The sequence below is a fragment of the Acidovorax sp. ACV02 genome (assembly GCF_014851475.1).
GTDB lineage: Bacteria > Pseudomonadota > Gammaproteobacteria > Burkholderiales > Burkholderiaceae_C > Acidovorax > Acidovorax delafieldii.
The window spans coordinates 640,304-663,297 of the sequence record NZ_JACUZU010000003.1 but is presented as its reverse complement, the minus strand read 5'-3'; the positions used below and the strand labels follow the sequence as shown (position 1 = coordinate 663,297).

The following is a 22,994-nucleotide window of genomic DNA, read 5'->3' as shown; positions in this document are numbered from 1 at the left end:
GAGCGATGCCCCGGCCACACCGGGCTACCGTCACTTGCGCAGCGGAATGGCGGTGGCGCGGTCCACGGGAACGGCGGTCACGCTGTTCTGGGGGGAGCCGTCGATGAGCTTTTCAGAGTAGGTCAGGTACACCAGCGTGTTGCGGGCCGGGTCCACCATGCGCACGATGCGCAGGCGCTTGAACAGGATGGACATGCGTTCGCTGAACACTTCCTCCTGTTTCTTCAGTGGCTCGGGAATGCTGATGGGGCCGACCTGGCGACAGGCAATGGAGGCCTCGGCGCGGTCCTCGGCCAGGCCCAGCGTGCCCTTGACACCACCGATGCGTGCCCGCGAGACGTAGCAGGTGACGCCCCGTACGCCCGGGTCGTCATAGGCCTCGACGATGATGTCGTGGTCGCGGCCGATCCACTGGAACGCGGTGTCCACGGTGCCGATCTTTTCGCCCGATGCGGCCTGCACTGTGCCGCCCGCGAGGGCCGCAAGCGCCACAACGGCGGCGGTTGCCAACGTGTGCGCAGCGGTCATGCCGCGGTCTCGCCTTCGGTGCAGCGTTGGGCCAGGTGGGCCAGCGCTTCTTCGACCTGGTCCACCAGCACCAGGCACAGGTCGCCGGGTTGCAGGCGCTCCAGGGCGGTGTCAATGGCGATGAACTCGCCACGGATCTCTTCCACGTGCGTGGTGCGCGGCGCACCGGCCAGGCCTTCGCGCAGCAGTGCCATCACTTCGCCGTCGGCGCGGCCGCGCTGGGCAGCGTCCTGGTACAGGATCACGTCGTCAAACGCGGCGCCCAGGATCACGGTCTGCTCGCGGATGTCTTCGTCGCGCCGGTCGCCCGCGCCGCTGATGACCACGCTGCGGCGCTTGCCGGGCAGGGCGTCCACGGCCTGCACCAGGGCGCGCATGGCGTCGGGGTTGTGGCCGTAGTCGGCGATCACCGTCGCACCCCGGTAGTCCATGATGTTGAAGCGGCCGGGGGCGTTGTCGCTGTCGTTCACAAAGCCCGACAGGCCGCGGCGGATGGTCTGCCAGGGCATGCCCACGCCCCAGGCGGCAGCCACGGAGGCCATGACGTTCTCGACCTGAAAACCGATCTTGCCGTTGCGCGTGATGGGCACATCGCGCAGGTGGATGGTTTCGCGCCACGAGCCTTCGGAGGCGACGATGGAGTCACCGTCCACGTAGACGGTGCGGTGGCCCTGGGCGCGGTGCGTGACCATCACGGGGTGGTGGCGGTCGCTGGCAAAGTAGATCACCTTGCCGGGGCAGGCCGAAGCCATGGCCGCCACGATGGGGTCAGCGGCGTTGAGCACCGCGTAGCCCGTGGGGGCTACGTTCTGCACGATCACGCGCTTGAGCACGGCCAGGTCTTCCACCGTGGTGATGTAGTTCAGGCCCAGGTGGTCGCCCGCGCCGATGTTGGTGACCACTGCCACCTGGCAGCGGTCAAAGCCCAGGCCTTCGCGCAAGATGCCGCCACGGGCGGTCTCGAACACGGCGGCGTCCACCTCGGGGTGCAGCAGCACGTTGCGGGCGCTCTTGGGGCCGCTGCAGTCGCCGCTGTCGATCTGGCGGCCGTTCACGTACACGCCGTCGGTGTTGGTCATGCCCACGCGCAGGCCCTGGGCCGTGAACAGGTGCGCAATCAGGCGGGCGGTGGTGGTCTTGCCGTTGGTGCCGGTGACGGCCACGGTAGGGATGCGGCCGTCGTCGCCAGGGGCAAATAGTTTGTCCACCATGGCCTGGCCCACGTTGCGGGGCTTGCCGTAGCTGGGGGCCAGGTGCATGCGCAGGCCGGGGGCGGCGTTCACTTCCACAAAGCCGCCACCTTGTTCTTCAAGGGGGCGCAGCACGGTCTCGGCCACCATGTCCACACCGCAGATGTGCAGGCCCACCATCTGGGCGGCCGCCACGGCGCGGGCAGCAACCTCGGGGTGCACGTCGTCAGTCACATCGGTGGCGGTGCCGCCGGTGGACAGGTTGGCGTTGTTGCGCAGGATGACGCGCTGGCCTTTCTCGGGCACCGATTCAGGCGTCAGGCCCTGCATGGCCAGGCGGGCTACGGCGATGTCATCGAGGCGGATCTTGGTCAGCGAGGTGGCGTGGCCTTCGCCACGGCGGGGGTCCTGGTTGACCACGTCCACCAGCTGGCGCACGGTGTGCTCGCCATCGCCCAGCACCTGGGGCGGCTCGCGGCGTGCGGCGGCCACCAGCTGGTCGCCCACCACCAGCAGGCGGAAGTCGTGGCCGGGCAAAAAGCGCTCGACCATCACGGTGCCGTAGTCGGCGGCGTTCTTGTAGGCTTCTTCAAGCTGTGCGCGGTCGGTGATGTTGACGGTGACGCCCTTGCCCTGGTTGCCGTCCTGCGGCTTGACTACCACGGGCAGGCCGACTTTGAGGGCGACCTCCCAGGCTTCGTCCACAGTCTCCACCGGCTTGCCCAGCGGCACGGGCACGCCAGCGGCGTGCAGCAGGCGCTTGGTCAGGTCCTTGTCCTGGCCGATGGATTCGGCCACGGCGCTGGTCGAATCGACCTCGGCTGCCTGAATGCGGCGCTGCTTGGAACCCCAGCCAAACTGCACCAGGCTACCGCGTGTGAGGCGGCGGTAGGGGATGCCCCGGGCTACGGCGGCCTCGACGATGGAGCCCGTGCTGGGCCCCAGGCGCTCGTCTTCGTCCAGCTCGCGCAGGTCGGCGACGGCCTTTTCGGCGTCAAAGCTGCCGTTGCCCAGCGCTGCCTGGATGAGTTGCTGTGCGTCTTCAAACGCCTTGCGGCCCACGGCTTCTTCGCTGTATTCAACAACCACTTGGTACACACCGACATCACTGGTGGCCGTGGTGCGCGCAAAGGTCACGGGGCAGCCGGCCTGCGCTTGCAGCGCCAGTGCTGCGGTCTGCAGCACGTGGGCCAGCGACACATCGCCGCCACCGGTTTCCGGGTGCAGTGCGCCGATGGCGGGGAACAGGGCCCGCAGGCGGGCTTCGAATCCGGCCATCTGGCCCACGGCGCGCTCGTTCTCGGCGCAGGTCACCACGGCCTCGATGGCCATGTGGCGGCTCCAGAGGTTGGGGCCGCGCAGGGCCCGGGTGCGGGTTACATCCATGGAAGTCTCTTTCAGTGGTCCATCAGAGCGCTGGGGCCCTGTTCAGGTCGTGGGATGTGGGGTCAAACAACAAACAAAGGCAAATGCACGAGAGGCCATCACGACCGCAGGGCGGCGGTGGGGACCAGTTCGGGCTCGAAGGTCTTGATGCCTGCGCCGATCAGGTCGGGGGCAATGTCCAGCGCCCAGGCCGTGCCGATGGCGGCCAGCAGGGCGTCGGTGTCTGGCACCACGGCATTGCGACCAAAGGTCAGGTCAGACAGGGAGCCCAGCACATGCTCGGCGCTGCCCGTGGCCAGCACCACGCGGCCGTTCTTCACGAAGACGGCGCGGCCGTTGTCCTTGGCGCGGTGTTCGGCGATGACGGGCAGCGTGCCGTCCTGCGCATACAGCACCACGTCGCCGTCGGACAGGGGGGCCAGGTCGGCCACCTGGGCGATGGCGGCATTGAGCACGGCGGCGCCTTCGGCCAGCACCACGTCCACCTGGGTGCGCATCACCTTGGTCATCTGGTCTTGCTCATGCACGTCGAACTCGGCCAGCGTGCCCACGCCGTCCATGTCGGTCACCACGCCCACCTGGCAGCGGTCGTAGGCCAGGCCGTCGCGCAGGATGGTGCGGGCGTCGCTTTCGATCACGGCGGCCTGCACCATCTTGTTCATCAGCAGGCGGTGGGCGGCTTCCCAGTGGGCGCAGTCGGTGGCTTCCACGCGGCGGCGGTCCAGGAACAGGCCGTCGCGGCAGGCCAGGCCCGTGTGGTGCCCGCTCAGGTGCAGCAGCCAGGCCACCACACGCGAGATGGTGGCGGTGTTGCGCGTGCCAGCCACGCCCACCAGGGGGATGCGACCCACGGGGCCTTCATCGTCGCCTTCGGAGGGGAACAGGTGCTCGGCAATCGCCTGGCCCACGGGGCGGGGCGCGCCCACGGCGGGTTTGAGGTGCATGAGCAGGCCGGGGCCGGCGTTCACTTCCACAATCGCGCCGCCCTGGGTGTGCAAGGGCTTGGAAATATCGCGCGCCACCATGTCGATGCCGGCGATGTCCAGGCCCACGACCTTGGCGGCCAGCTGGGCGATGTAGGCCACCTCGGGGTGTACGTCGTCCGTGCAGTCCACGGCCACATTGCCGTTGCGCTGCACCACCACCTGGCGGCCGGCGGCGGGCACGGAGCTGGCGTCGAGGTCCTGGCGCTTGAGTTCGAGCTGCACCTTGGTGTCGGTGGCCAGGTCGATGATCTCCAGCGGGTACTCTTCTTCGTAGCCCCGGCGCGGGTCGGAGTTGAGCTGGGTGTCGACCAGTTCCTTGACGGTGGAGCGGCCATTGCCGGTGATGCTGACCACCTCGCCGCGCGCGGCGGCCACCACCTTGCCGCCGACCACCAGAATGCGGTGCTCGTCGCCGGGGATGAAGCGCTCGACCATCACGTCGCTGCCTTCGGGGTAGGCCACGTGGTAGGCGGCTTCGATGTCTTCCTGCTTGCGCAGGTCCAGCGTCACGCCCCGGCCATGGTTGCCGTCAGAAGGTTTGACCACCACGGGCAGGCCGATGTCTTGGGCGGCTTCCCAGGCCTCTGCGGGGCTGTTGACGACCTGGCCTTCGGGGATGGGCACGCCACACGACTTGAGCAGGCCCTTGGTCAGGTCCTTGTCGCTGGCGATGCCTTCGGCGATGGCGCTGGTGAATTCGGTCTCGGCCGTCCAGATGCGGCGCTGGCTGGCACCGTAGCCCAGTTGCACCAGGTTGCCATCGTTCAGTCGGATGTGGGGAATGCCCCGGTCGGTGGCGGCCGTGACGATGCAGGCGGTGCTGGGGCCCAGGTACTGGTCGTCGACCTCGGTGCGCACGCGGGCCACGGCGGCCGCCACGTCAAAGGGTTCGTCGTTGATGGCCGCCATGATGAGCGCATGGCCCTGGGCCAGTGCCACGCGGGCCACGCTTTCGTCGCGGGCGCGGAACACCATGCGGTACACGCCGCGCTGGCTGGTGCTGCGCGTCTGGCCGAAGCCGGTGGGCATGCCTGCCAGATTGAGCAGCTCGATCACGATGTGCTCCAGCACATGGCCGCACCAGGTGCCTTCCTGCAGGCGCTGCAGGAAGCCGCCACGCTCGCCCACGCCGCAGTGGTGCTCGATCAGCGCTGGCAGCCAGGCCGTGAGGCGGTCATTGAAGCCGGGGATGGTGTTGGAGGGATAGTCCTCCAGCTCGCCCAGGTCCAGCCAGACTTCCAGGACCGGCCGGTAGGTCCAGATATTGGGGCCCCGCAGGTAGTTGATGCGAAGCAGTTGGATGTCGTTGAGTTTCGCCATGGATTGCAGCGGTTGTGGTTCCGGCCTTGGTAAGGGCTGTGCGGTAGGGGGACGAAAGGGAATTTTGTGGACGATGATTGTGCGCCAGTCCAGGGCCTGTGCGCAGTGTCAGCCAAAAGGCCGCCACAGACGTTACAGGAGGATGCCGTCGCACCGTGGCGTGCAGTATCGGTGAGAATTCTTGCTTTCGCGAGAGCGGCCACCGCAGGCAGCCGGTGGCGGAAAACCCAACCAAAAATGCAACATCACCATTCTGTGGACGCCTCGGGTGTCTTTTCTGGCCCTGTGGGGGCCGACTTGCGGGCCATGCTCGCTTCCAAAGAGAACGTGTTGGCGGCTTTGCCGGTTGACCTGAGCGCCACACTGCGCTTTGCGGCGGGGTGGGTGGTGGTGACCTCCGAACGGCTGCTGGCCTGCGACCCGGGCACCACGACCTGGCGCAGCTGGCCCCTGGGTGAAGGGCTGACGCTCAAGCTGCATGACCATGGCGGAGTGGGCTCGCTCGAGCTGCACAACCCCCAGGAGCGCCTGGCCCAGTGGCGCTTTACCCTGGCGCACCATGCGCAGGCGCTGCGCCTGGTGCAGCGTTTTGAGCAGCAAAGCGCCCGGGGCGACAGCGGTGCCGAGGACGAAGCCGACGAGCCCGCTTGCCCCACCTGCCATACGCCGCTGCCGCCCGACACCGAAGAGTGCCCGGCTTGCGCCCGTGCCCAGCCACCCCAGACCTCCACCTGGGTGCTGCTGCGCCTGTGGCGTTTTGCGCGGCCCTATCGCAAACAGCTGGCGGCCGGTTTTGCGCTGACGCTGGCGTCCACGGCAGCGACCCTGGTGCCGCCCTACCTCACCATCCCGCTGATGGATGACATCCTGATTCCGTTCCAGAACGGCAAACAGATCGAACCTGGCCTGGTGCTGCTGTACCTGAGCGGCCTGCTGCTGTCGGCGCTGGCCGCCTGGGGCCTGAGCTGGGCGCGCACCTACATCCTGGCGCTGGTGTCCGAGCGCATCGGCGCCGACCTGCGCACCACCACGTACGAGCACCTGCTGCGCCTGTCGCTCGACTACTTTGGGGGCAAGCGCACCGGCGACCTGATGGCGCGCATCGGGTCGGAGACCGACCGCATCAACGTGTTCCTGTCGCTGCACGCGCTCGACTTCATCACCGATGTGCTGATGATCGTGATGACGGCGGCGATCCTGTTCTCCATCAACCCGTGGCTCGCGTTGGTCACGCTGGTGCCGCTGCCCTTCATTGGCTGGATGATCCATACCGTGCGCGACCGCCTGCGCACCGGGTTTGAAAAGATCGACCGTGTGTGGTCCGAGGTGACCAATGTGCTGGCCGACACCATCCCCGGCATCCGCGTGGTCAAGGCCTTTGCCCAGGAAAAGCGCGAGGCCCAGCGCTTTCGCGATGCCAACCAGCACAACCTGGAGGTGAACGACAAGCTCAACAAGACCTGGAGCCTGTTCACCCCCACGGTGTCGCTGCTGACCGAAATCGGGCTGCTGGTGGTCTGGGCGTTCGGCATATGGCTGGTGTCGCGCAACCAGATCACGGTGGGTGTGCTCACGGCGTTCATCGCCTACATCGGGCGGTTTTACGGGCGGCTGGATTCGATGAGCCGCATCGTTTCGGTCACCCAGAAGGCCGCCGCAGGCGCCAAGCGCATCTTCGACATCCTGGACCACGTGAGCAACGTGCCCGACCCCGCCCAGCCGGTGAAGGTGGACAAGGTTCAGGGCGCCATCAGCATGCAGGGCGTGGGCTTCCGTTACGGCAGCCGCGCGGTCATCAAGGGGCTGGATCTCGACATCCGTCCCGGCGAGATGATTGGCCTGGTGGGCCACAGTGGCTCGGGCAAGAGCACGCTGGTCAACCTGATCAGCCGCTTCTATGACGTGAGCGACGGGTCCATCCAGGTGGACGGCATCGACATCCGCCGCTTTGCGGTGGCCGACTACCGCCGCCACATCGGCCTGGTGCTGCAGGAGCCCTTCCTGTTCTTTGGCACCATTGCCGAGAACATCGCCTATGGCAAGCCCGAAGCGACGCGCGAGGAAATTGTGGCCGCCGCCCGTGCCGCCCATGCGCACGAATTCATCCTGCGCCTGCCGCACGGCTACGACTCGCTGGTGGGTGAGCGTGGCCAGGGGCTGTCGGGCGGGGAGCGCCAGCGCATCTCCATCGCCCGGGCGCTCTTGATCGACCCGCGCATCCTGATCCTGGACGAGGCCACCTCGGCGGTGGACACCGAGACCGAAAAGGAAATCCAGAAGGCGCTCGATAACCTGGTGCAAGGCCGTACGACGATCGCCATTGCCCACCGCCTGTCCACCCTGCGCAAGGCCGACCGTCTGGTGGTCATGGACCGCGGCGAGGTGGTGGAAGTGGGCCCGCACGATGAATTGATGGAAAAGCAGGGCGCCTACTGGCGGCTGTACGAAGCCCAGGCCCGCCGCGCCGAAGAAGATGCGCAGGCGGCGGGCGTGATCATCGACAGCAGCCTGCTGCACCCGGCCCACCCCGCTGGCAACCCCTGAGACGCTGTGAGCGACCCTGCCATGAATGCTTCCCTGACCCCATCGTCGTCCACCCCCGCCTTCCAGCTCACGCGCAACCCGCACGGCCGACTCGTCCTGACCCTGGCCGATGGCATGGTCCATGAGGGTGTGACTCCCGTGCGTGCTTTTCCCATCGCCGCGCCGGGCGAGGGGCTGTCCCTGGTGGGCGCCGACGGCCATGAGCTGCTGTGGGTTCCCCGGCTGGAGGCCGTGACGGGCGCCGCCCGGCAGCTCATTGATGAAGAGCTGGAGGTGCGCGAGTTTGTGCCCACTATCCAGAAAATCCTGGCCGTTTCTAGTTTCTCGACCCCCAGCACCTGGGACGTGGAGACCGACCGGGGGCCTGCCCGCCTGGTGCTCAAGGCCGAAGAAGACATCCGCCGCCTGGGCGGGCGCACCCGGCTGCTGATTGCCGGGGGCGACGGCTTGCAGTTCCGTGTGAAGGACACCACGGCGCTGGACAAGCATTCGCGCCGCTTGCTCGAACGCTTTCTTTGACCCTGTAAGGCGGAGTCAAGCCGACTCCGTCCTGGGCTCGGACCTTGTCCTGCCAGCCGTAGTGGCCTGTCTGCGCTCCTTGCAAGACCGTCAACATGCTCTGTCGGGAATGGGGGCCGGCGGAGACCCCCCCCTCTTGCGCATTCCTTGCGCACGGCCCGAGCCGCTTACTTCTCTGCCTGTTCCCCTGCAGCGGGTGATGACCTGCGGGCGCCCCGCCTTCTGACGGCGTGGTGCTGTTGCGACATTCGGCGCATGCCCAGCGCCCTGTTCGGCCGATTCGGCCCATTCGGGGCACTGGTTGGCACCTTCATGGTCCCTGCCTGACGCTGAACCATCCCAAAAAGCTGGCTTTTTACTGGGGAAAACCCTAAATTTCGTTCAATCGGTGAAAAAGACCTAAATTCACCCTTCTTTTTGCCGTAATGAATGTACGAAGAGGCCGAAAGACCCTCTGTACCTTTTGTTCAACTACGGGCCAATGTCATGCAAATGCCACCTGTCGATCGATCGCCGTCCTGGCGTCCTCAGGGCGCTGATTTGTATTCCACTGGCGCCTCGGGTGCGCCTCCGGTGCGTCCCATCAACGCTCCCAACCCTGTCGAGTCCATGGACCGGATGGGTGAGGGGGCGATCGTGCGCGAGCCGGACAAACCCTCGGCGCCCGAGGCGCCCAACCGGGACTGGACGGCGGTAAAAAAGAAAGACACCGTCGAAGAGCCGCCGGAGCCTCCCAAAGAGCCGATCTACAAGCAGCTGCTGGAGTTCATCCAGTCGATGTGGCGCGCCAGCGGCAGCGCGGTAGAGGTGGCGCAGGACGTCAACAAGATGACCTTGCAGGAGCGCCTGGCCCAGCAGGCCAAGAACGAGCCGCTGACCTACACCGACCCCAAGGTCAAGCGTACGGGCGGCGTTTGAGCCACCGGCGCTGCCGGGCTGCCGCCGCGAAGGCGCCCTATTGCGTGCCGTGGCGCTCGGTGCAGTGCGGCGAAGCCCCTGTGCAGCGGCAATCTGTGGCGTACAGGTGCCGCATCCTATGGGCGCCTCTTACCGAGCACACAGAAGCTGTGGGGACTTCCTCGGTACAGTCGGTATTTTTTCGCTATCAAATAGATAGCTTTTGGTGCATATTGCACTAGAGCTCCAAGTCAATTGGATTCATTTTTTTGGGTTTTGCCGCTCGGCAAAGTGCAGTCCGCGTTTCTCAGGGACGGGCCTCCGGTGCTGGGGGCGACGCAATAGGGGCTGTTGGCGTGGCTGCCGCTTGTGCGGCTGCCCGCTGACGATCACGCTCGGCGCGGTATTTGGCGGCGAAGGCACGGACTTCGGCATACGACACAAAGCCATCGCCATCCGTGTCGGCCTCCTCAAAGGCCGCCGCCAGGCGCGGGAACAGCTTTACCTCAGAGCGGCTGAGCTTGCCGTCTCTGTTGAAGTCCAGCATCTTGAATTCACGTTGTGCCTTCAGCTCGCCCGGGCTCACTGCCGCTGCGGGCTCTGTGGCGGCGTGTGTCTCCGCTGGAGGGGCCGGTGCTGGTGGGGGCGTTTGTGCCAGTGCTGCACAGGCTGCCAACAGGGCCACCGTCGCCAGGACCGGCCTTTGCAGCCCCATGGACGCCAGGGATGTGCGAATGCGCAAAGTGTTCTCCTTCGAAGTCTCAACGGCCATGGTGGCACATGGGGGGGTGATGGCGGTGGTTTGCAACCGGGGCTTTGCAGGCTTTCACCGGGCGTTGCAAGTCTTTGCAGAACTTTTCCCAAGGGCTGGGTGCAGAGGGGCACAGCGCGCCAGCCTGCAGCCGAGGCTCCTGCGGGTCAGTTCCCTGCGACCCGCACCGGATTCGAGATGCCGCTGTTCACATGGCCCGCAGGCACGTGGCGCGCTGCCGAGGTGACGTGGCCGGTCTGGTCGTCAAAGAAGAAATCGGGTTCGAACTCGCGCAAAAATTCGCCCTTGGGCAGGCCGCCCAGGAACATGGCTTCGTCTACTGCAATGTTCCAGTCCATCAGGGTGCGGATGGCGCGCTCGTGCGCGGGGGCGCTGCGGGCGGTGACGAGCGCGGTGCGGATGCGCATGCCGGTGCCACCGGCCTCGCCCGCAGACTGCAGGCGGTGCAAGGCGGCCAGCAGGGGTTTGAACGGGCCGTCGGGCAGGGGCTGTGCGGCCTTGTCGGTCTCGTGCTGCTGGAAGGCGGCCAGCCCCTCCGCCTGGTACACGCGCTCGGCCTCATCGGAGAACAACACGGCGTCGCCGTCAAAGGCAATCCGCACTTCGTGGGGGTTGGAGTCGCCCGCCTGCACCGACTCCGTCACCACCCGCGCTGCCGGGTAGCCCAGGTGCAAGGCCTCGCGCACGTCGGCCTCGTTGGCGGACAGGAAAAGGTGTGCACCCAGCGGCCGCAGGTAGCGAAACGGGTCGCGCCCTTGCGTGAACACACCGCGCTGGATGGTGGGCAGCCCATGGGCATGGCACGAGCGGAACACGCGCATGCCGCTCACCGGGTCATTGCGCGACAGCAGCACCACCTCCACGCGCTGGTGCTCGGAGGTATTGAACGCGAGCAGCTTGCGCACCAGTGAAAACGCCACGCCCGGCGCAGCAGGTACGTCGAGCCGCTGGCGCTGCATGTCCACGTAGGCGCGGTCGTTGTCCTTTTCGAAGACGCGGTTCTCTTCCTCAAAATTGAACAGCGCGCGCGAGGAGATGGCGACTACCAGCTTGTCGTCGAGCGTCACGGCCATAAGGTCACTTTACAAACTGGTTAAGCTGGATGATCGGCAGCAGCACGGCCAGCACGATCAGCATCACGATCAGGCCCATGCCCACGATGAGCAGCGGCTCCAGGATGGTAGCCAGGGCCATGGCGCGGCGCTGGACCTCTGCCGAGAGCTGGCGGGCCGCGCGCTGCAGCATCACGGGCAGTTGTCCGGTCTGTTCGCCCAGGCGTGCAAACATCGACAGCAGGCCCGGAAAGCGTTTCTTTTGGGCCAGGGCCGAGGCCAGCGGGGCACCCTCGCGCACCAGAACCAGGGCGTCGAGCGCGTCGGCCCGCAGCGCGCGGTTGTTCAGCGTTTCAGCAGCCGCCTGCAAGGCCTTCAGGATCGGCACCCCGGCGCCTGCCAGCATGGCCAGCGTGCCGGCAAACCGTGCTGCGTTGTAGCCGCGCGCCAGTTTGCCCACCAGGGGCAGATTGAGCCAGGCGGCATCAAATTTCTCGCGAATATGGCCGATGGTGAGCGCCCATCTTGTCCCAAGCGCTATCAAAATAAAAGCAATCAACATCACCCAGCCATAGCTGCGCACAAAGGCGCTGAGGCCCAGCATGGCCACTGTCAGGAACGGCAACGCCCGCTTGGTGCCTGCAAACACGCTGGCCACCTGCGGCACCACATAGCCCACCAGGAACAACACGATCACGATGGCCACCAGGGTCACGATGGCCGGGTACAGCGCAGCGCCCACCAGCTTGGCCTTGAGCGCCTGGCGCTCTTCCAGGTCGTCGGCCAGGCGCTCCAGCACCAGGCCCAGGTTGCCGCTGTGCTCGCCCGCACCGATCACGGCGCAGTAGATGTCAGAGAACTCGCGCGGGTGCTGCGAAAGTGCGCGGGCAAAGGTGGCGCCTGCATTGACCTCGGCGCGCAGGGCGGCGACCAGGTGGCGCTGGCGTTCATCGTCGGCTTCTTCGGACAGCGCGGTGAGTGCACGTTCCAGCGGCAGGCCCGACGACACCAGCCCGGCGATCTGCCGTGTCCAGATGGCCAGCCCCGTCGCGCTGAACACCGGCCGGGTGAACAGGCGCTGGCCCAGGCTGGCGGACCGGCCGTCCAGCGACTGGCCCGTCTGCACCAGCTCCACCGCCAGCGGCACCAGCGCCTGGGCCCGCAGCAGGCTGCGTGCGGCCTTGGCGGTGTCAGCCTCCAGGAGGCCTTTGCGGGTCTGGCCCTGGGCGTCCAGGGCTTCAAAGGAAAAAGCAGGCATGCAAATGCGGGCGTGGGTGGTGGGGCGTTGGCGTGGAAATCAGGCAGTCCCGCAATGGACGGATGTCCGCCGCAGGCTTGGCAGACCCTGATGGTAGCCGCTACCCAAGGCCGGGGGCTTCCACCCGACTCCCTTGCCCGGGGCATGACACAGGTCAAGGCGCTGACGCATGGCACGCGCAGAATGAAAGTTGATCTGTGGCATCAGGTTGCAGGCGTTTGGAATGAACAAGGGGTCTTTCATGCTGAAGAACAAGGTGGCATTGGTAACGGGCGCATCGTCGGGCATCGGCCGCGCGATTGCGCTGGTGTGGGCGCGTGAAGGTGCCAAGGTGGTGGTGTCGGATGTGAATGTGCAGGCGGGCGAGGAAACCGCCGCGCTGGTGCGCGCAGCCGGGGGCGATGCGATCTTTGTGGCGGCCGACGTGGGCAAGCCTGGGGACTGCGAGGCGCTGGTGCAGCGCACCGTCGCCCACTACGGCCGCCTGGACGTGGCCTGCAATAACGCGGGCATCGGCGGCCCGCAGGCGCCTACGGCCGACTACCCGCTGGACGGCTGGGCGCAGGTCATCAACATCAACCTGTCAGGCGTGTTCTACGGCATGAAGTACCAGATCGCCGCGATGCTGAAGAACGGTGGCGGCGCCATCATCAACATGGCGTCCATCCTGGGTTCGGTGGGCTTTGCCACGGCGCCGGCCTACACGGCGGCCAAGCACGGCGTGGTGGGGCTGACCAAGGCTGCGGCCATCGAATACAGCGCGCACGGTGTGCGCGTCAATGCCGTGGGCCCTGCTTTCATCCACACGCCCATGATCAGCGGGCTGGAGCAGGACGCCGGCATCAACGCCATGCTGGTTGGCGCCCACCCCATCGGCCGTCTGGGGCAGCCCGAGGAGGTGGCCGAGCTGGTGACCTGGCTCGCGTCCAGCAAGGCGTCGTTTGTGACCGGGGCGTACTACCCCGTGGATGGCGGCTACCTGGCGCGCTGAAGAACAAGAGCGGCGCCCAGGCGCCCCCCGGCTGCCCAGGTGCTCAGGCCGCGACGGCGGCCTGGCCCGGTGTGGCGTGGGCCTTGGCGGCAATGTCCAGCGAGCGCAGACGCAGCGCAGGGTCGTACACATCGCTCACCAGCATCAGCTCGTCGGCGCCAGTGGCTTCGCTCAGGCTCGCCAGCCCTGCACGCACCGTGTCCGGCCCGCCAATCACGGCCGCAGCCAAAAAGTCGCCAATCGCTGCACGCTCTTGGGGTTGCAGGCGCGCTGCGTAGTTCTCGATGGGCGGCAGCAGACGGCGTCGGTCACCCGTCAAGATGCCGAGCACGCGCTGGTAGGTGCTGCTGGCCAGGAAGTCGGCCTCTTCGTCCGTCGGGGCAGCGATCAGCGGCACGCCAATGGCCACATAGGGCTTGGGCCAGGCGGCAGACGGCCGGTACAGATTGCGGTACAGGTCAATGGCCTGGTGCAGCAGGCGCGGCGCAAAGTGCGAGGCGAACGCATATGGCAAACCGCGCTCGGCTGCCAGCTGGGCCGAAAACAGGCTGGAGCCCAGCAGCCAGATCGGCACGTTGGTGCCCGCACCTGGCATGGCAATCAGGCGCTGGCCGGGCTCGGCAGGGGCCAGCAGGCGCTGCAACTCGGCCACGTCGCGCGGAAAGTCTTCTTCGGTTTCCACCCGGTTGCGGCGCAGTGCTCGCATGGTGGTGGGGTCGGTGCCCGGCGCGCGGCCCAGGCCCAGGTCGATGCGGCCGGGGTACAGCTCGGCCAGCGTGCCAAAGGCCTCGGCCACCACCAGCGGGGCATGGTTGGGCAGCATCACGCCGCCCGACCCGACGCGGATGCGCGAGGTGCCACCGGCAATGTGGCCTACCAGCACGGCGGTGGCGGAGCTGGCAATGCCCGCCATGTTGTGGTGCTCGGCCAGCCAGTAGCGGGCAAAGCCCAGTTTTTCGGCATGCTGGGCGGTGCGCAGCGCAATCTGCAGCGCATCGGCCACGGTGCCGCCTTCGCGGACGGCCACCAGATCAAGCATGGAAAGGGCAGGGCGGCGGGGAGTGGAAGTCATGCATGCATTGTCCGGCTGCCGTTGCTTTTGTGCAGGCGGTGGGCGCAGAGCTGGCAGTGGCAGCAGGGTTGCCCACGCACATTTTTACGAAGGAGCCATTTTTTGGTAGCCAAAACGGCGGAGGCGCCACAGAATGTTTCAAGACATTTCCGCGCTGGCTGCCATTTCGCGCTGCGCGGGCCAGTCGCGCAAAAGGGATGACGCATGGGTTTTTTCAGCCGCTTGTTCAAGATCCGGGAGCAGGACCCCACCAGCCCCGAGACCACCTGGGCCATGGAAGACAACGGCAGTGAACTGGTGCTGGATGCCGAGTACGCGGCCACGCTGATGACCGAGATCGACATCGACGCCGCCATCGCCAGCCACGAGCGCTGGCGCCTGCAGTTGCAAGACATGGTCAACGGGCGCTCCGATGAAGTCATGCGGCCCGAACGCATCTGCCAGGACGACCGCTGTGACCTGGGCCGATGGCTCTACGGCACGGGCCGGGTGCGCCTGGGGCATTACCCCGCGTTCGACATGCTGGTGGCGCGGCACAAATACTTTCACCAGCAGGCGGCCGACGTGGTGACAGCTTTCCAGTCGGGCGACCAGCCCAAGGCAGCGCAGCTGCTCAACGGCAGCTGCCGCCACGCATCCAACCAGGTGCTGCTGCTGCTCAAGGAGCTCAAGCGCGGGCTGGGGCGCTGAGACGCACCACCCCGGGTGGTGGCATTCTTTTTGCCAAGCCGTTCGGCCTTCTGAAGCCGCAATCCTCTGCCGCTGCGCGCGTCGCGCCGCGCGAAGGTGGAGGTGTCGCTAGCGATACCTTTTTTAGAGCGCACGTGAACGACGCCTTGGCGTACTGACCGCGCCGAGCATCGACACACAGCTCTTACATCTGCAGACAGGACCCGCCCCCGAAATCGGGGGGTTGCGTCGCTATATTTCGGCGCACTTGAGAACCTTTGCTTGCACAAGGTTGCTCAATAAAACATCCATACCTAAAGCAACGATAAAGAAGAGAGAGGGAGTTCGATGGACCGCCGCCAACTACTGACGCTTGTGACCCTGGCATCCGGCGTGAGTGCCGTATCGCCCGTCTGGGCACAGTTTGACCTGGGCAAGATGCTCGACGCGGGCAAGGACCTGGCCAAATCCGAGTCGCTGACCGACGACGAGGTCAAGGCTGCCTTTGACCAGATGGCCGCTGAAAGCGACCGCCAAAACCGCATTGCCCTCGCTGGCAACCCCTACGCCACGCGCCTGAACAAACTCACGGCGGGCTTGGGCACGTATGACGGCCTGAAGATGAACTTCAAGGTCTACCTCACCCCCGACATCAATGCCTTTGCCATGGCCAACGGCACCATCCGTGTGTACTCGGGCCTGATGGACAAGTTCACCGATGACGAAGTGCGCTACGTCATCGGCCACGAAATTGGCCACGTCAAAAAGGGCCACAGCAAGGCCCGCATCCAGGCGGCCCTGCGCACCAGCGCCCTGCGCAATGCCGTTTCGTCCAGCAACAGCCGCGCCGGCGCCATCGCCGAATCGCAACTGGGCGATCTGTTTGAAAAAGTGGTGCGCGCCCAGCACTCCCAAAGCAACGAACGCGAGGCTGACGATTACGCGATGGGCTTCATGAAAGCCAAGCGCTACCAGCCTGCCGCCTGCGTGAGCGCACTGGAAAAGCTGGCCGCGATGTCGGGCGGTGATTCGAGCAACTTTCTGTCCACCCACCCCTCACCGAAGGAGCGGGCGGAGCGGATGAAGACGCAGTTGGCCTGACGTCTCGTTCTGGTTAAGACCCTGGTGGGGCTGTACCGCGCCTTTGGGCGCGGTATTTTTTTGTCTGGTGTGGCGCCCAGGCGGGTTCAATAACTCCGCCCATCCTTGTACATCGCATGCTGCCGCCGATTCAGCGTGGCGGCTTCACCCAGGCGGCCCATGGCGGAACCGGCGTGTGCATGGGTGATGGCCATGCCCAGGCCGTCGGCTGCGTCCGTGCCCGGCAGGCCTGGCAGCTGCAACAGCCGCCGCACCATTTCCTGCACCTGGCTTTTGGCGGCGCGGCCGTGGCCGACCACGGCTTTTTTCATCTGCAGCGCGGTGTATTCGGCCACGGGCAGATTGCTGGCCACCAGGGCGGTGATGGCGGCGCCCCGCGCCTGTCCCAGCAGCAGCGTGGACTGGGGATTGACGTTGACGAACACGATCTCGACCGAGGCCACATCGGGCTGGTAGCGGGCTGCGACCTCGGTGATGCCGTCGAACAGGATCTTCAGGCGCCCGGGCAAGTCGCCCAGCGCGAGGGTGGTGGTGCGGATGGTGCCGCTGGCCACGTAGCTGAGCTTGTGGCCGTCCATGTCCACCACGCCAAAGCCGGTGGTCTGCAGGCCGGGGTCAATACCAAGGATGCGCATTTGCTCTCGTTTTTATAGCTATTGGGGCAATGGGAACTAGCGCTATCGGCCGATTCTTCTACAAACCGAAGTACCAGCGTGCCGAATGGAAGAACACGGGCGCTGCAAAACACAGCGCGTCCACCCGGTCGAGCAGGCCCCCTGCGCCGGTGACGGACATGCCCTGCATGCCCCAGCTGGTGATGCCCCGGTCGCGCTTCAACGCCTTCATCACCAGGTGCCCCAGGCTGCCCGCCACACAGGCCAGCAACGCCATGCCGAGCGCCTGGCCGGGCTTGAAGGGGGTGATGAAGGTGAGCAGCCCGCCCGCAAGGCCCCCGGCGGCCACGCCAGCCAGCCAGCTGGTCCACTGAAAGCTCTGGCTCACTTGCGGCGCCACCGGTTTGTGCGGAAAGCGCCGCCCGAGCAGGTGCTGCACCAGCATGCAGGTCTGCACCACAAACACCAGAAAGAACACCAGAAACGCGCCCTTGTCGCGGTAGCCCGGGAAGTCGAGCAGCAGCAGCGCAGGCACGTGGCTCATGCCGTACACGCAGACCATGATGCCCCACTGCAGCTTGGCATTGCGCTCCAGAAACCGCTGGGGGTCGTTGGCCAGTGCGCTCACCACGGGCAGCGCCAGAAACACATACACCGGGATGAACACGGTGAACAGGTCGAAGTGCTTGCTGCCCACCAGCCAGAACTGCAAGGGCAGCACCACGAAGAACGCCAGCACCAGGCTGCGGTGGTCGCCCCGGCGCGTGGGCGACAGGGTGATGAACTCGCGCAGCGCAAAAAAGCCCACGATGGCAAACAGCACCGTGGCCACCGTTTCGCCCAGCACCCAGCCGATCCAGAACACCGTGGCCATGACCCAGGAGGTCTTGAGCAGTCCCCAGAAGCGCTTGGCTTCCAGGGCCCGGGCTTCGGCTTCGGGGTCGTCGCTGGCGTGCTCGCGCAGATTGCGCACGAAGGCCCACACGGTGACGATGGACAGGATGCCGAACACGACCAGGAACAAGGCCCCGATCTGCTGGGTGGCGGTGAGGTTGCGCAGGAATTGGTTCATGTCAGCGCGCGCTCCGGGGCGCAGCATTCGGCAAGGTCAGGGGCTTCGGACAGGTCATGCTCAGACTTCCCGCAGAGCGATGACGGCGCGGCGCGCGCGGTCAAGGAACGGGCGGCGCTCTTCACCCGCTTCGAGCTGGATGGGCGCGCCAAAGGTCACCGAACACAGGATGGGCACCGGCACCACCTCGCCCTTGGGCATCACGCGCTGCACGTTGTTGATCCATGCGGGCACCAGCACCACCTGCGGAAACATCTGTGCCAGCTTGAACAGGCCGGATTTGAACGACTGGGGCTCGTCGCCATGGCCGCGCGTGCCTTCCGGGAAGATCACGATGGAGTCGCCGCTCTCGAGCGCGCGCACCAGCGGGGCCAGTGGGTCGGACTCTGGCAGGGCGGAACGCAACTCCTCGGGGGTTGGAGCGCGCGGCGGGGCTTCGGGCGATGGGTCTGGGCCACCTGCGGCGGCCGTGTCTGCATCGCTCGGTGTGGCTGGTGCCCCAGTGGGCTCGGCCGCCACCGGCGCAACCGGCCGCGCGGGCGTGGCCTGGCGGTCCACATACACGGCGTTGAACACGGCGGTGGTGATCCACTGCCGGAACGGCGTCTTCGTCCAGTAATCCTTGGCAGCGATGGGCCGCGTGATGCTGCGCAGCTCTTCGGGCAGCGCCGCCCAGATCAGCACCATGTCGGCATGGCTCTGGTGGTTGGCAAAGTAGATACGCTGCTCGGCCTTGGGCGGGCAGCCATACCAGCGGGCCTGGGAGCCGGTGAGAAACCGCACGATCCCCAGCAGAAGGAAACTCATCAACTTGGCAAGCATGGCGGGGATGATACGGGCGCCGGGCCAGCATGCCAGGCAAGGACCTGGGCAGCGCTACACCCAGATGCGATAGGCCCAGAAAGCTTCGTCCCCATAGATGCCGTCATACAGCGCCTGCGGTGCATAGCCCGTGATGCGGCGCGTGACGCGGCACAGGTGCGACTGGTCCGAGAACCCGGCGCCCGCTGCGACGTCTGCCCATTTGACGCTGCCTTGGGATGCATCGGCCGCGATGGTGTCGAAGAACGCCTGCTCGGCCTTGCCAAAGCCGCGCAGCTCGCGCAGGGGCAGCCCGGCCCAGCGCTTGATGCGCCGCTCCAGCTGGCGCAGGCTGCGGCCGGGGGCAGACAGGGCGGCGCGCTGCGCCAGGTGCGCGGCCCAGTCGCCGTAGCGCTGTGTGGGCAAGGGTTGTGCCGGGCGGCAGGCTTGCCAGCGGGGCTCCAGGAAGTCCTCCAGGTGCTGCAGGCGGGCCGCGTTGTCGGGCAGGTGTTGCACCGTTTCGCACAGCGCCAGCCAGTCGGGCGGCAACAGGGATTGCGCGTCCACCATGCGGTCGGTCAGGGCGCCGGGGTCCACGCCGGTGAGCTGGTGCAGCGCGTCGGGCATGAACATCACCATCATGGCGTGCGTGGGCCCTGCGCAGTAGCTGGAAGTGGGGCGGGTCTGCGGGCCGGCCAGCACCCAGCGGCCGGGGTAGGCCTCGCGCGGGCTGTGCTGCGTGGGCATGGTGTCGGGGCGCTCGGCCACCAGTGCCTCGCTGCGGCCTTCAAACCACCAGCTCAGGCTGCACAAGGGGGATGCGGGGAACCGGTTGATGCGCTGCGCATCGCTGAGCGCATGGCCCACCGTGCTACGCGCCATCGCCGCGCGCAGGCAGGCCGTGAGGCTGGCGCGCGGCAGCCACAGTTCGCCCGACGGGATCAACCCGGCAGGGTGCCGGTGGGAAAGGGGGGCCAAGCTTGCCATGGGCCGCGAGTGTAGGCGAAGGGTGCTGTCGCAATCGTTCAATACCGAATCGTCGCTGCGCTGCAGCATGTGGGGCATGAACTCGCCCACAGTCACCACGTCGTCTGTTACTTCTCCCACTCATCCCCCCACGCCTGCAACGCCACGCGGCCCGCGAACCCGTTGGTGGGGCCTGCCGTTGCTGCGCGCCATGCGGGCCGACTACCTGGGCTTTGTCACCCAACTGCAGCGTGAGCATGGCGACCTCACCCGCATGCGCTTAGGGTATGAAGATGCGTGGGACCTGATGCACCCCGACCTCGTGCGCGAGGCACTCGTCACCCATGCCGACCAGCTCATTCGCTGGGAGCGTGGCATTGCGGTGTTCGAAGAAGTGTTTGGCCAGAGCGTGCTGGTGACCGAAGGCGACACCTGGCAGCGCCAGCGCCGCATGCTGATGCCCGCCTTCACTCCCAAGCGGGTGGCAGGCTACGCACAACTGATGACCGATGCCGCCCGCAGCGCACTCGACGCTGCCGTGCCCCCGGGCCAGTCCGGTGCCCAGGTGGCGGTGGATGCGCTGTGGACGGACGTGGCCATGGACGTGATCCTGCGCACGCTGTTCAGCACCTCGGCGCAGGCCGATGCGCGCGAAGCCGCCTGGGCCACGCAGACGCTGTCGGAAACCGCCTTTCGCGAAATGTTCATGCCCTTCACGCTGCCCGACTGGTTGCCCCTGCCGGGCAAGGCGGCCAAGCGGCGGGCTATCCGGTCGTTGAAGGGGCTGGTGTGGCGCCACATCCATGCCCGCCAGGCCGAGGTGCCCCCGCCCGATGCCCCTGCGCGCACGGACCTGCTGCAGATGCTGCTGGCCCTGCGCGACGAGGAAACCGGCGAGGCCTTGTCTGCGCAAGAGGTGTTTGACCAGTGCATCGTCAGCTTCCAGGCCGGACACGAAACCAGCGCCACCACGCTGCTGTGGTGGACCCTGCTCATGGCCCAGCATCCCGAGGCCGCGCAGCGTGCCCAGGCGGAGGTTGATGCCGTGCTGCAGGGCGGCACCCCCGGCCCCGAGCATCTGGCCCAACTGCCCTGGCTGGGCGCCACGCTGAAAGAGGCGCTGCGCCTGTACCCCCCCATCGCCGCGCTGATGAGCCGCCGCACCATCGCGCCCATCACGCTGGGCGGCGTGCCGGTCCCCCAGGGCGCCATGCTGCGCATCACCCCCTGGGTGCTGCACCGCGATGCGCGCTGGTTTGCCGAGCCGGACCGTTTTGTGCCTGAGCGGTTTCTGGACGGCGCTCCGTCCATTCCTCGGGGCGCGTGGATTCCGTTCGGCCTGGGGCCGCGCGTGTGCATTGGCCAGCACTTTGCGATGCTGGAGATGACGCTGCTGGCGGCGATGCTGCTGCAGCGCTACACCGTGCGCCTGCCGGCGGGGGGCGCCGTGGGGGCCCCCAGGTTTCAAGTGACACTACGGCCCGAGGGGGCGTCTGCGCTGTGGCTGCAGCGGCGTGAGGCACCGCAGGGGCGATGAGGCGCTGTAGGCGTGTGGGTGACGCTGCCGACAGCCGGCTTCAGGGCAGCTCTGCGCCGCCCATGCGCCCCAGGATCGTGCGTGTCCGCCCTGCCAGATACGCCGAGCCGGGCGTTTTCTCAAAGCGCTTGGGCGCGGGCAGCATCACGGCCAGGCGCGCGGCTTCGGCAGTGCTCAGGCGGCTGGCGCTCTTGCGGAAGTAGTGCTGCGCGGCCGCCTCGGCGCCGAACACGCCTTCGCCCCATTCCACGTTGTTGAGGTAGATCTCCAGGATGCGCTGCTTGGAGAGCAACTGCTCCAGCGCCAGCGTGAGCACGAACTCCTGCCCCTTGCGCAGCAGCGTGCGTTCGCCCGACAGCAGCAGGTTCTTGGCCAGCTGCTGGGTGATGGTGGAGCCACCCCGAATCTTGGGCGCACGCACCGGGCGCTCGGGGGCACGGGCCTGCGCCTTGCTGGCCAGGGCTTCGGCCTTGGCGTTGCGCTCCCAGGCTTTTTCGATGGCGTTCCAGTCCACGCCGTCGTGGTTCACAAAACCATCGTCTTCCGAGGCGATCACCGCGCGTTTGAGGTGGTCGGAAATGTCCGCGTACGGCACCCATTGCTGGCGCCAGGGCACGTGGCCTTTGCTGGCCAGCAGCGTCCAGGCTTCAGAGCGCTGGAAGGTGGTGGATTGGGGGTTGATCGCCACCATGGCGGCAATGCGCAGCACGAAGAAAAGCTGCAGCGCCACGAAGGCGATCACCAGCAGTCCCAGCCAGCGCAGCACGGCTTTCATCGGGGCGTCCTCGGGGCTCAGGCCGCCATGGATTGCTGCATTTCGCGCAGCACCTGGGCCGAAGGCGGACGCACACCGCGCCACAGCAAGAAGGCTTCAGCGGCCTGTTCCACCAGCATGCCCAAGCCGTCACGGGGCTCCGCACCGTGCTGGCGCGCCCAGTCGAGGAAGCCTTGCGCAGCGGGGCCGTACATCATGTCGTAGGCCAGAGCGCCCGGGCGCAGCACGCTGGCGGGGACCGGCACACCGCCGCCAGAGAGGCTGCTGGCCGTGGCGTTGATGATCACATCGAAATTGGCCGATAGCGCTAGTGGATCTTGTGCTGACAGCTCTGCTTTTTGTAGCGCTGCCAGTGCGCTGTGCGACTGCACCAGCGCTTGCGCCTTGGCCAGGGTGCGGTTGGCCACGGTGATGTGGCGGGCGCCTGCCAGCAGCAGCGGGCCCAGCACACCAGCGGCTGCGCCACCGGCACCCACCAGCAGTACGTCGCGCCCGGCCAGCGACACCCCTGCGTTGTGCGTGATGTCTGCCACCAGGCCCAGGCCGTCGGTGTTGTCGGCGTAGATGCTGCCGTCCGCGCGAAAGGTGAGCGTGTTGGCAGCGCCCGCCAGCCGCACGCGTTCGCTGCACTCGGTCGCCAGGCCCGGTGCGTCGGTCTTGAAGGGCACGGTGACGTTGCAGCCGCGCCCGCCCTCTGCCGCGAACGCGCGCACGCCTTGGGCAAACCCGTCCATGGGCACCAGGCGGCGTTCGTAGGCAATGTGTTCACCGGTCAGCTCGGCAAAACGGGCGTGGATGGCAGGCGAGCGGCTGTGGGCGACCGGGTTGCCCATCACGCAGTACAGGTCGGCAGGGGAGGCGGGGGATGTCATGGGTGGCTAGGGCGGCGTGGGGCTGGCGGTACGGGCGGCCGTGCGGTGTGTTCTGTGGGGCGGGCAGGTGGG

Annotated in this window: 20 protein-coding genes; 7 read left to right on the top strand and 13 right to left on the bottom strand. The window is 66.8% G+C overall.

Annotated features, from left to right (window positions below):
* Positions 1–30 precede the first annotated feature (30 nt).
* The 3 genes from IB236_RS10345 to cphA (IB236_RS10335) all read right to left on the bottom strand — a co-directional run bounded on the left by IB236_RS10345 (position 31) and on the right by cphA (IB236_RS10335) (position 5,410).
* Positions 31–528, bottom strand: coding sequence for a CreA family protein (locus tag IB236_RS10345; RefSeq protein ID WP_056746935.1), 498 nt, complete (start codon positions 526–528; stop codon positions 31–33).
* Entirely contained in the window at positions 525–3,104 is a 2,580-nt protein-coding gene (cphA, locus tag IB236_RS10340) for a cyanophycin synthetase (RefSeq protein ID WP_192420493.1), read from the bottom strand. Before cphA (IB236_RS10340) ends, IB236_RS10345 begins: the two co-directional genes overlap by 4 nt.
* Before the next feature lie 98 nt (positions 3,105–3,202).
* Positions 3,203–5,410, bottom strand: a complete 2,208-nt coding sequence (gene cphA / locus IB236_RS10335) for a cyanophycin synthetase (protein ID WP_192420491.1) — start codon at positions 5,408–5,410, stop codon at positions 3,203–3,205.
* Between the two features lie 237 nt (positions 5,411–5,647).
* On the opposite strand from cphA (IB236_RS10335), the gene IB236_RS10330 reads away from it, so the two are divergent.
* The 3 genes from IB236_RS10330 to IB236_RS10320 all read left to right on the top strand — a co-directional run bounded on the left by IB236_RS10330 (position 5,648) and on the right by IB236_RS10320 (position 9,391).
* A complete protein-coding gene (locus IB236_RS10330; protein ID WP_116747937.1) occupies positions 5,648–7,954 on the top strand; it encodes an ABC transporter ATP-binding protein in 2,307 nt (768 codons plus the stop codon).
* Between the two features lie 21 nt (positions 7,955–7,975).
* On the top strand, positions 7,976–8,473 hold the full coding sequence (locus IB236_RS10325; RefSeq protein WP_192420489.1) for a DUF1854 domain-containing protein: 498 nt from the start codon (positions 7,976–7,978) through the stop codon (positions 8,471–8,473).
* Positions 8,474–8,959: 486 nt separating this feature from the next.
* Positions 8,960–9,391: a hypothetical protein gene (locus tag IB236_RS10320; RefSeq protein ID WP_192420487.1), complete on the top strand. Its 432-nt coding sequence runs from the start codon at positions 8,960–8,962 to the stop codon at positions 9,389–9,391.
* Positions 9,392–9,677: 286 nt separating this feature from the next.
* On the opposite strand, the gene IB236_RS10315 is transcribed toward IB236_RS10320, so the two are convergent.
* From IB236_RS10315 to gspF, 3 genes are all read right to left on the bottom strand, one after another.
* Entirely contained in the window at positions 9,678–10,085 is a 408-nt protein-coding gene (locus IB236_RS10315; protein WP_192420618.1) for an EF-hand domain-containing protein, read from the bottom strand.
* Between the two features lie 203 nt (positions 10,086–10,288).
* On the bottom strand, positions 10,289–11,215 hold the full coding sequence (locus IB236_RS10310; RefSeq protein ID WP_192420485.1) for a 5'-nucleotidase: 927 nt from the start codon (positions 11,213–11,215) through the stop codon (positions 10,289–10,291).
* A 4-nt stretch (positions 11,216–11,219) separates the two neighbouring features.
* A complete protein-coding gene (gene gspF / locus IB236_RS10305; RefSeq protein WP_146871643.1) occupies positions 11,220–12,452 on the bottom strand; it encodes a type II secretion system inner membrane protein GspF in 1,233 nt (410 codons plus the stop codon).
* A gap of 241 nt (positions 12,453–12,693) precedes the next feature.
* On the opposite strand from gspF, the gene IB236_RS10300 reads away from it, so the two are divergent.
* On the top strand, positions 12,694–13,443 hold the full coding sequence (locus tag IB236_RS10300; RefSeq protein WP_192420483.1) for an SDR family NAD(P)-dependent oxidoreductase: 750 nt from the start codon (positions 12,694–12,696) through the stop codon (positions 13,441–13,443).
* A gap of 43 nt (positions 13,444–13,486) precedes the next feature.
* Here IB236_RS10300 and IB236_RS10295 read toward each other — a convergent pair whose 3' ends face one another.
* A complete protein-coding gene (locus IB236_RS10295) occupies positions 13,487–14,515 on the bottom strand; it encodes an LLM class flavin-dependent oxidoreductase (RefSeq protein ID WP_192420481.1) in 1,029 nt (342 codons plus the stop codon).
* Positions 14,516–14,719: 204 nt separating this feature from the next.
* Here IB236_RS10295 and IB236_RS10290 point away from each other — a divergent pair, with 204 nt between their 5' ends.
* Both IB236_RS10290 and IB236_RS10285 read left to right on the top strand, forming a co-directional pair.
* The gene (locus IB236_RS10290) at positions 14,720–15,205 is read left to right on the top strand and encodes a CZB domain-containing protein (RefSeq protein ID WP_015015652.1); all 486 of its coding nucleotides are present in this window, start codon (positions 14,720–14,722) and stop codon (positions 15,203–15,205) included.
* A 327-nt stretch (positions 15,206–15,532) separates the two neighbouring features.
* Complete coding sequence (locus IB236_RS10285) at positions 15,533–16,285, top strand: M48 family metallopeptidase (RefSeq protein WP_056746925.1); 753 nt, start codon at positions 15,533–15,535, stop codon at positions 16,283–16,285.
* A gap of 86 nt (positions 16,286–16,371) precedes the next feature.
* Here IB236_RS10285 and ruvC read toward each other — a convergent pair whose 3' ends face one another.
* The 4 genes from ruvC to IB236_RS10265 are packed head-to-tail and all read right to left on the bottom strand — an operon-like array spanning position 16,372 to position 19,759.
* Complete coding sequence (ruvC, locus tag IB236_RS10280) at positions 16,372–16,920, bottom strand: crossover junction endodeoxyribonuclease RuvC (protein WP_056066401.1); 549 nt, start codon at positions 16,918–16,920, stop codon at positions 16,372–16,374.
* 58 nt (positions 16,921–16,978) lie between these two features.
* Positions 16,979–17,971 (bottom strand): phosphatidate cytidylyltransferase, encoded by a 993-nt coding sequence (locus IB236_RS10275; RefSeq protein ID WP_056066583.1) that lies wholly within the window; start codon positions 17,969–17,971, stop codon positions 16,979–16,981.
* Between the two features lie 60 nt (positions 17,972–18,031).
* Entirely contained in the window at positions 18,032–18,793 is a 762-nt protein-coding gene (locus IB236_RS10270; RefSeq protein ID WP_056746924.1) for a 1-acyl-sn-glycerol-3-phosphate acyltransferase, read from the bottom strand.
* A gap of 54 nt (positions 18,794–18,847) precedes the next feature.
* Positions 18,848–19,759, bottom strand: coding sequence for a helix-turn-helix domain-containing protein (locus IB236_RS10265; RefSeq protein WP_225581055.1), 912 nt, complete (start codon positions 19,757–19,759; stop codon positions 18,848–18,850).
* A 76-nt stretch (positions 19,760–19,835) separates the two neighbouring features.
* Between IB236_RS10265 and IB236_RS10260 the strand changes: the two genes are divergently transcribed.
* Positions 19,836–21,275 (top strand): cytochrome P450, encoded by a 1,440-nt coding sequence (locus IB236_RS10260; protein WP_225581054.1) that lies wholly within the window; start codon positions 19,836–19,838, stop codon positions 21,273–21,275.
* Positions 21,276–21,315: 40 nt separating this feature from the next.
* Here IB236_RS10260 and mtgA read toward each other — a convergent pair whose 3' ends face one another.
* Both mtgA and aroE read right to left on the bottom strand, forming a co-directional pair.
* Positions 21,316–22,050 (bottom strand): monofunctional biosynthetic peptidoglycan transglycosylase, encoded by a 735-nt coding sequence (gene mtgA, locus IB236_RS10255; protein WP_192420477.1) that lies wholly within the window; start codon positions 22,048–22,050, stop codon positions 21,316–21,318.
* Positions 22,051–22,067: 17 nt separating this feature from the next.
* The gene (gene aroE / locus IB236_RS10250; protein WP_056746922.1) at positions 22,068–22,922 is read right to left on the bottom strand and encodes a shikimate dehydrogenase; all 855 of its coding nucleotides are present in this window, start codon (positions 22,920–22,922) and stop codon (positions 22,068–22,070) included.
* Positions 22,923–22,994 lie beyond the last annotated feature (72 nt).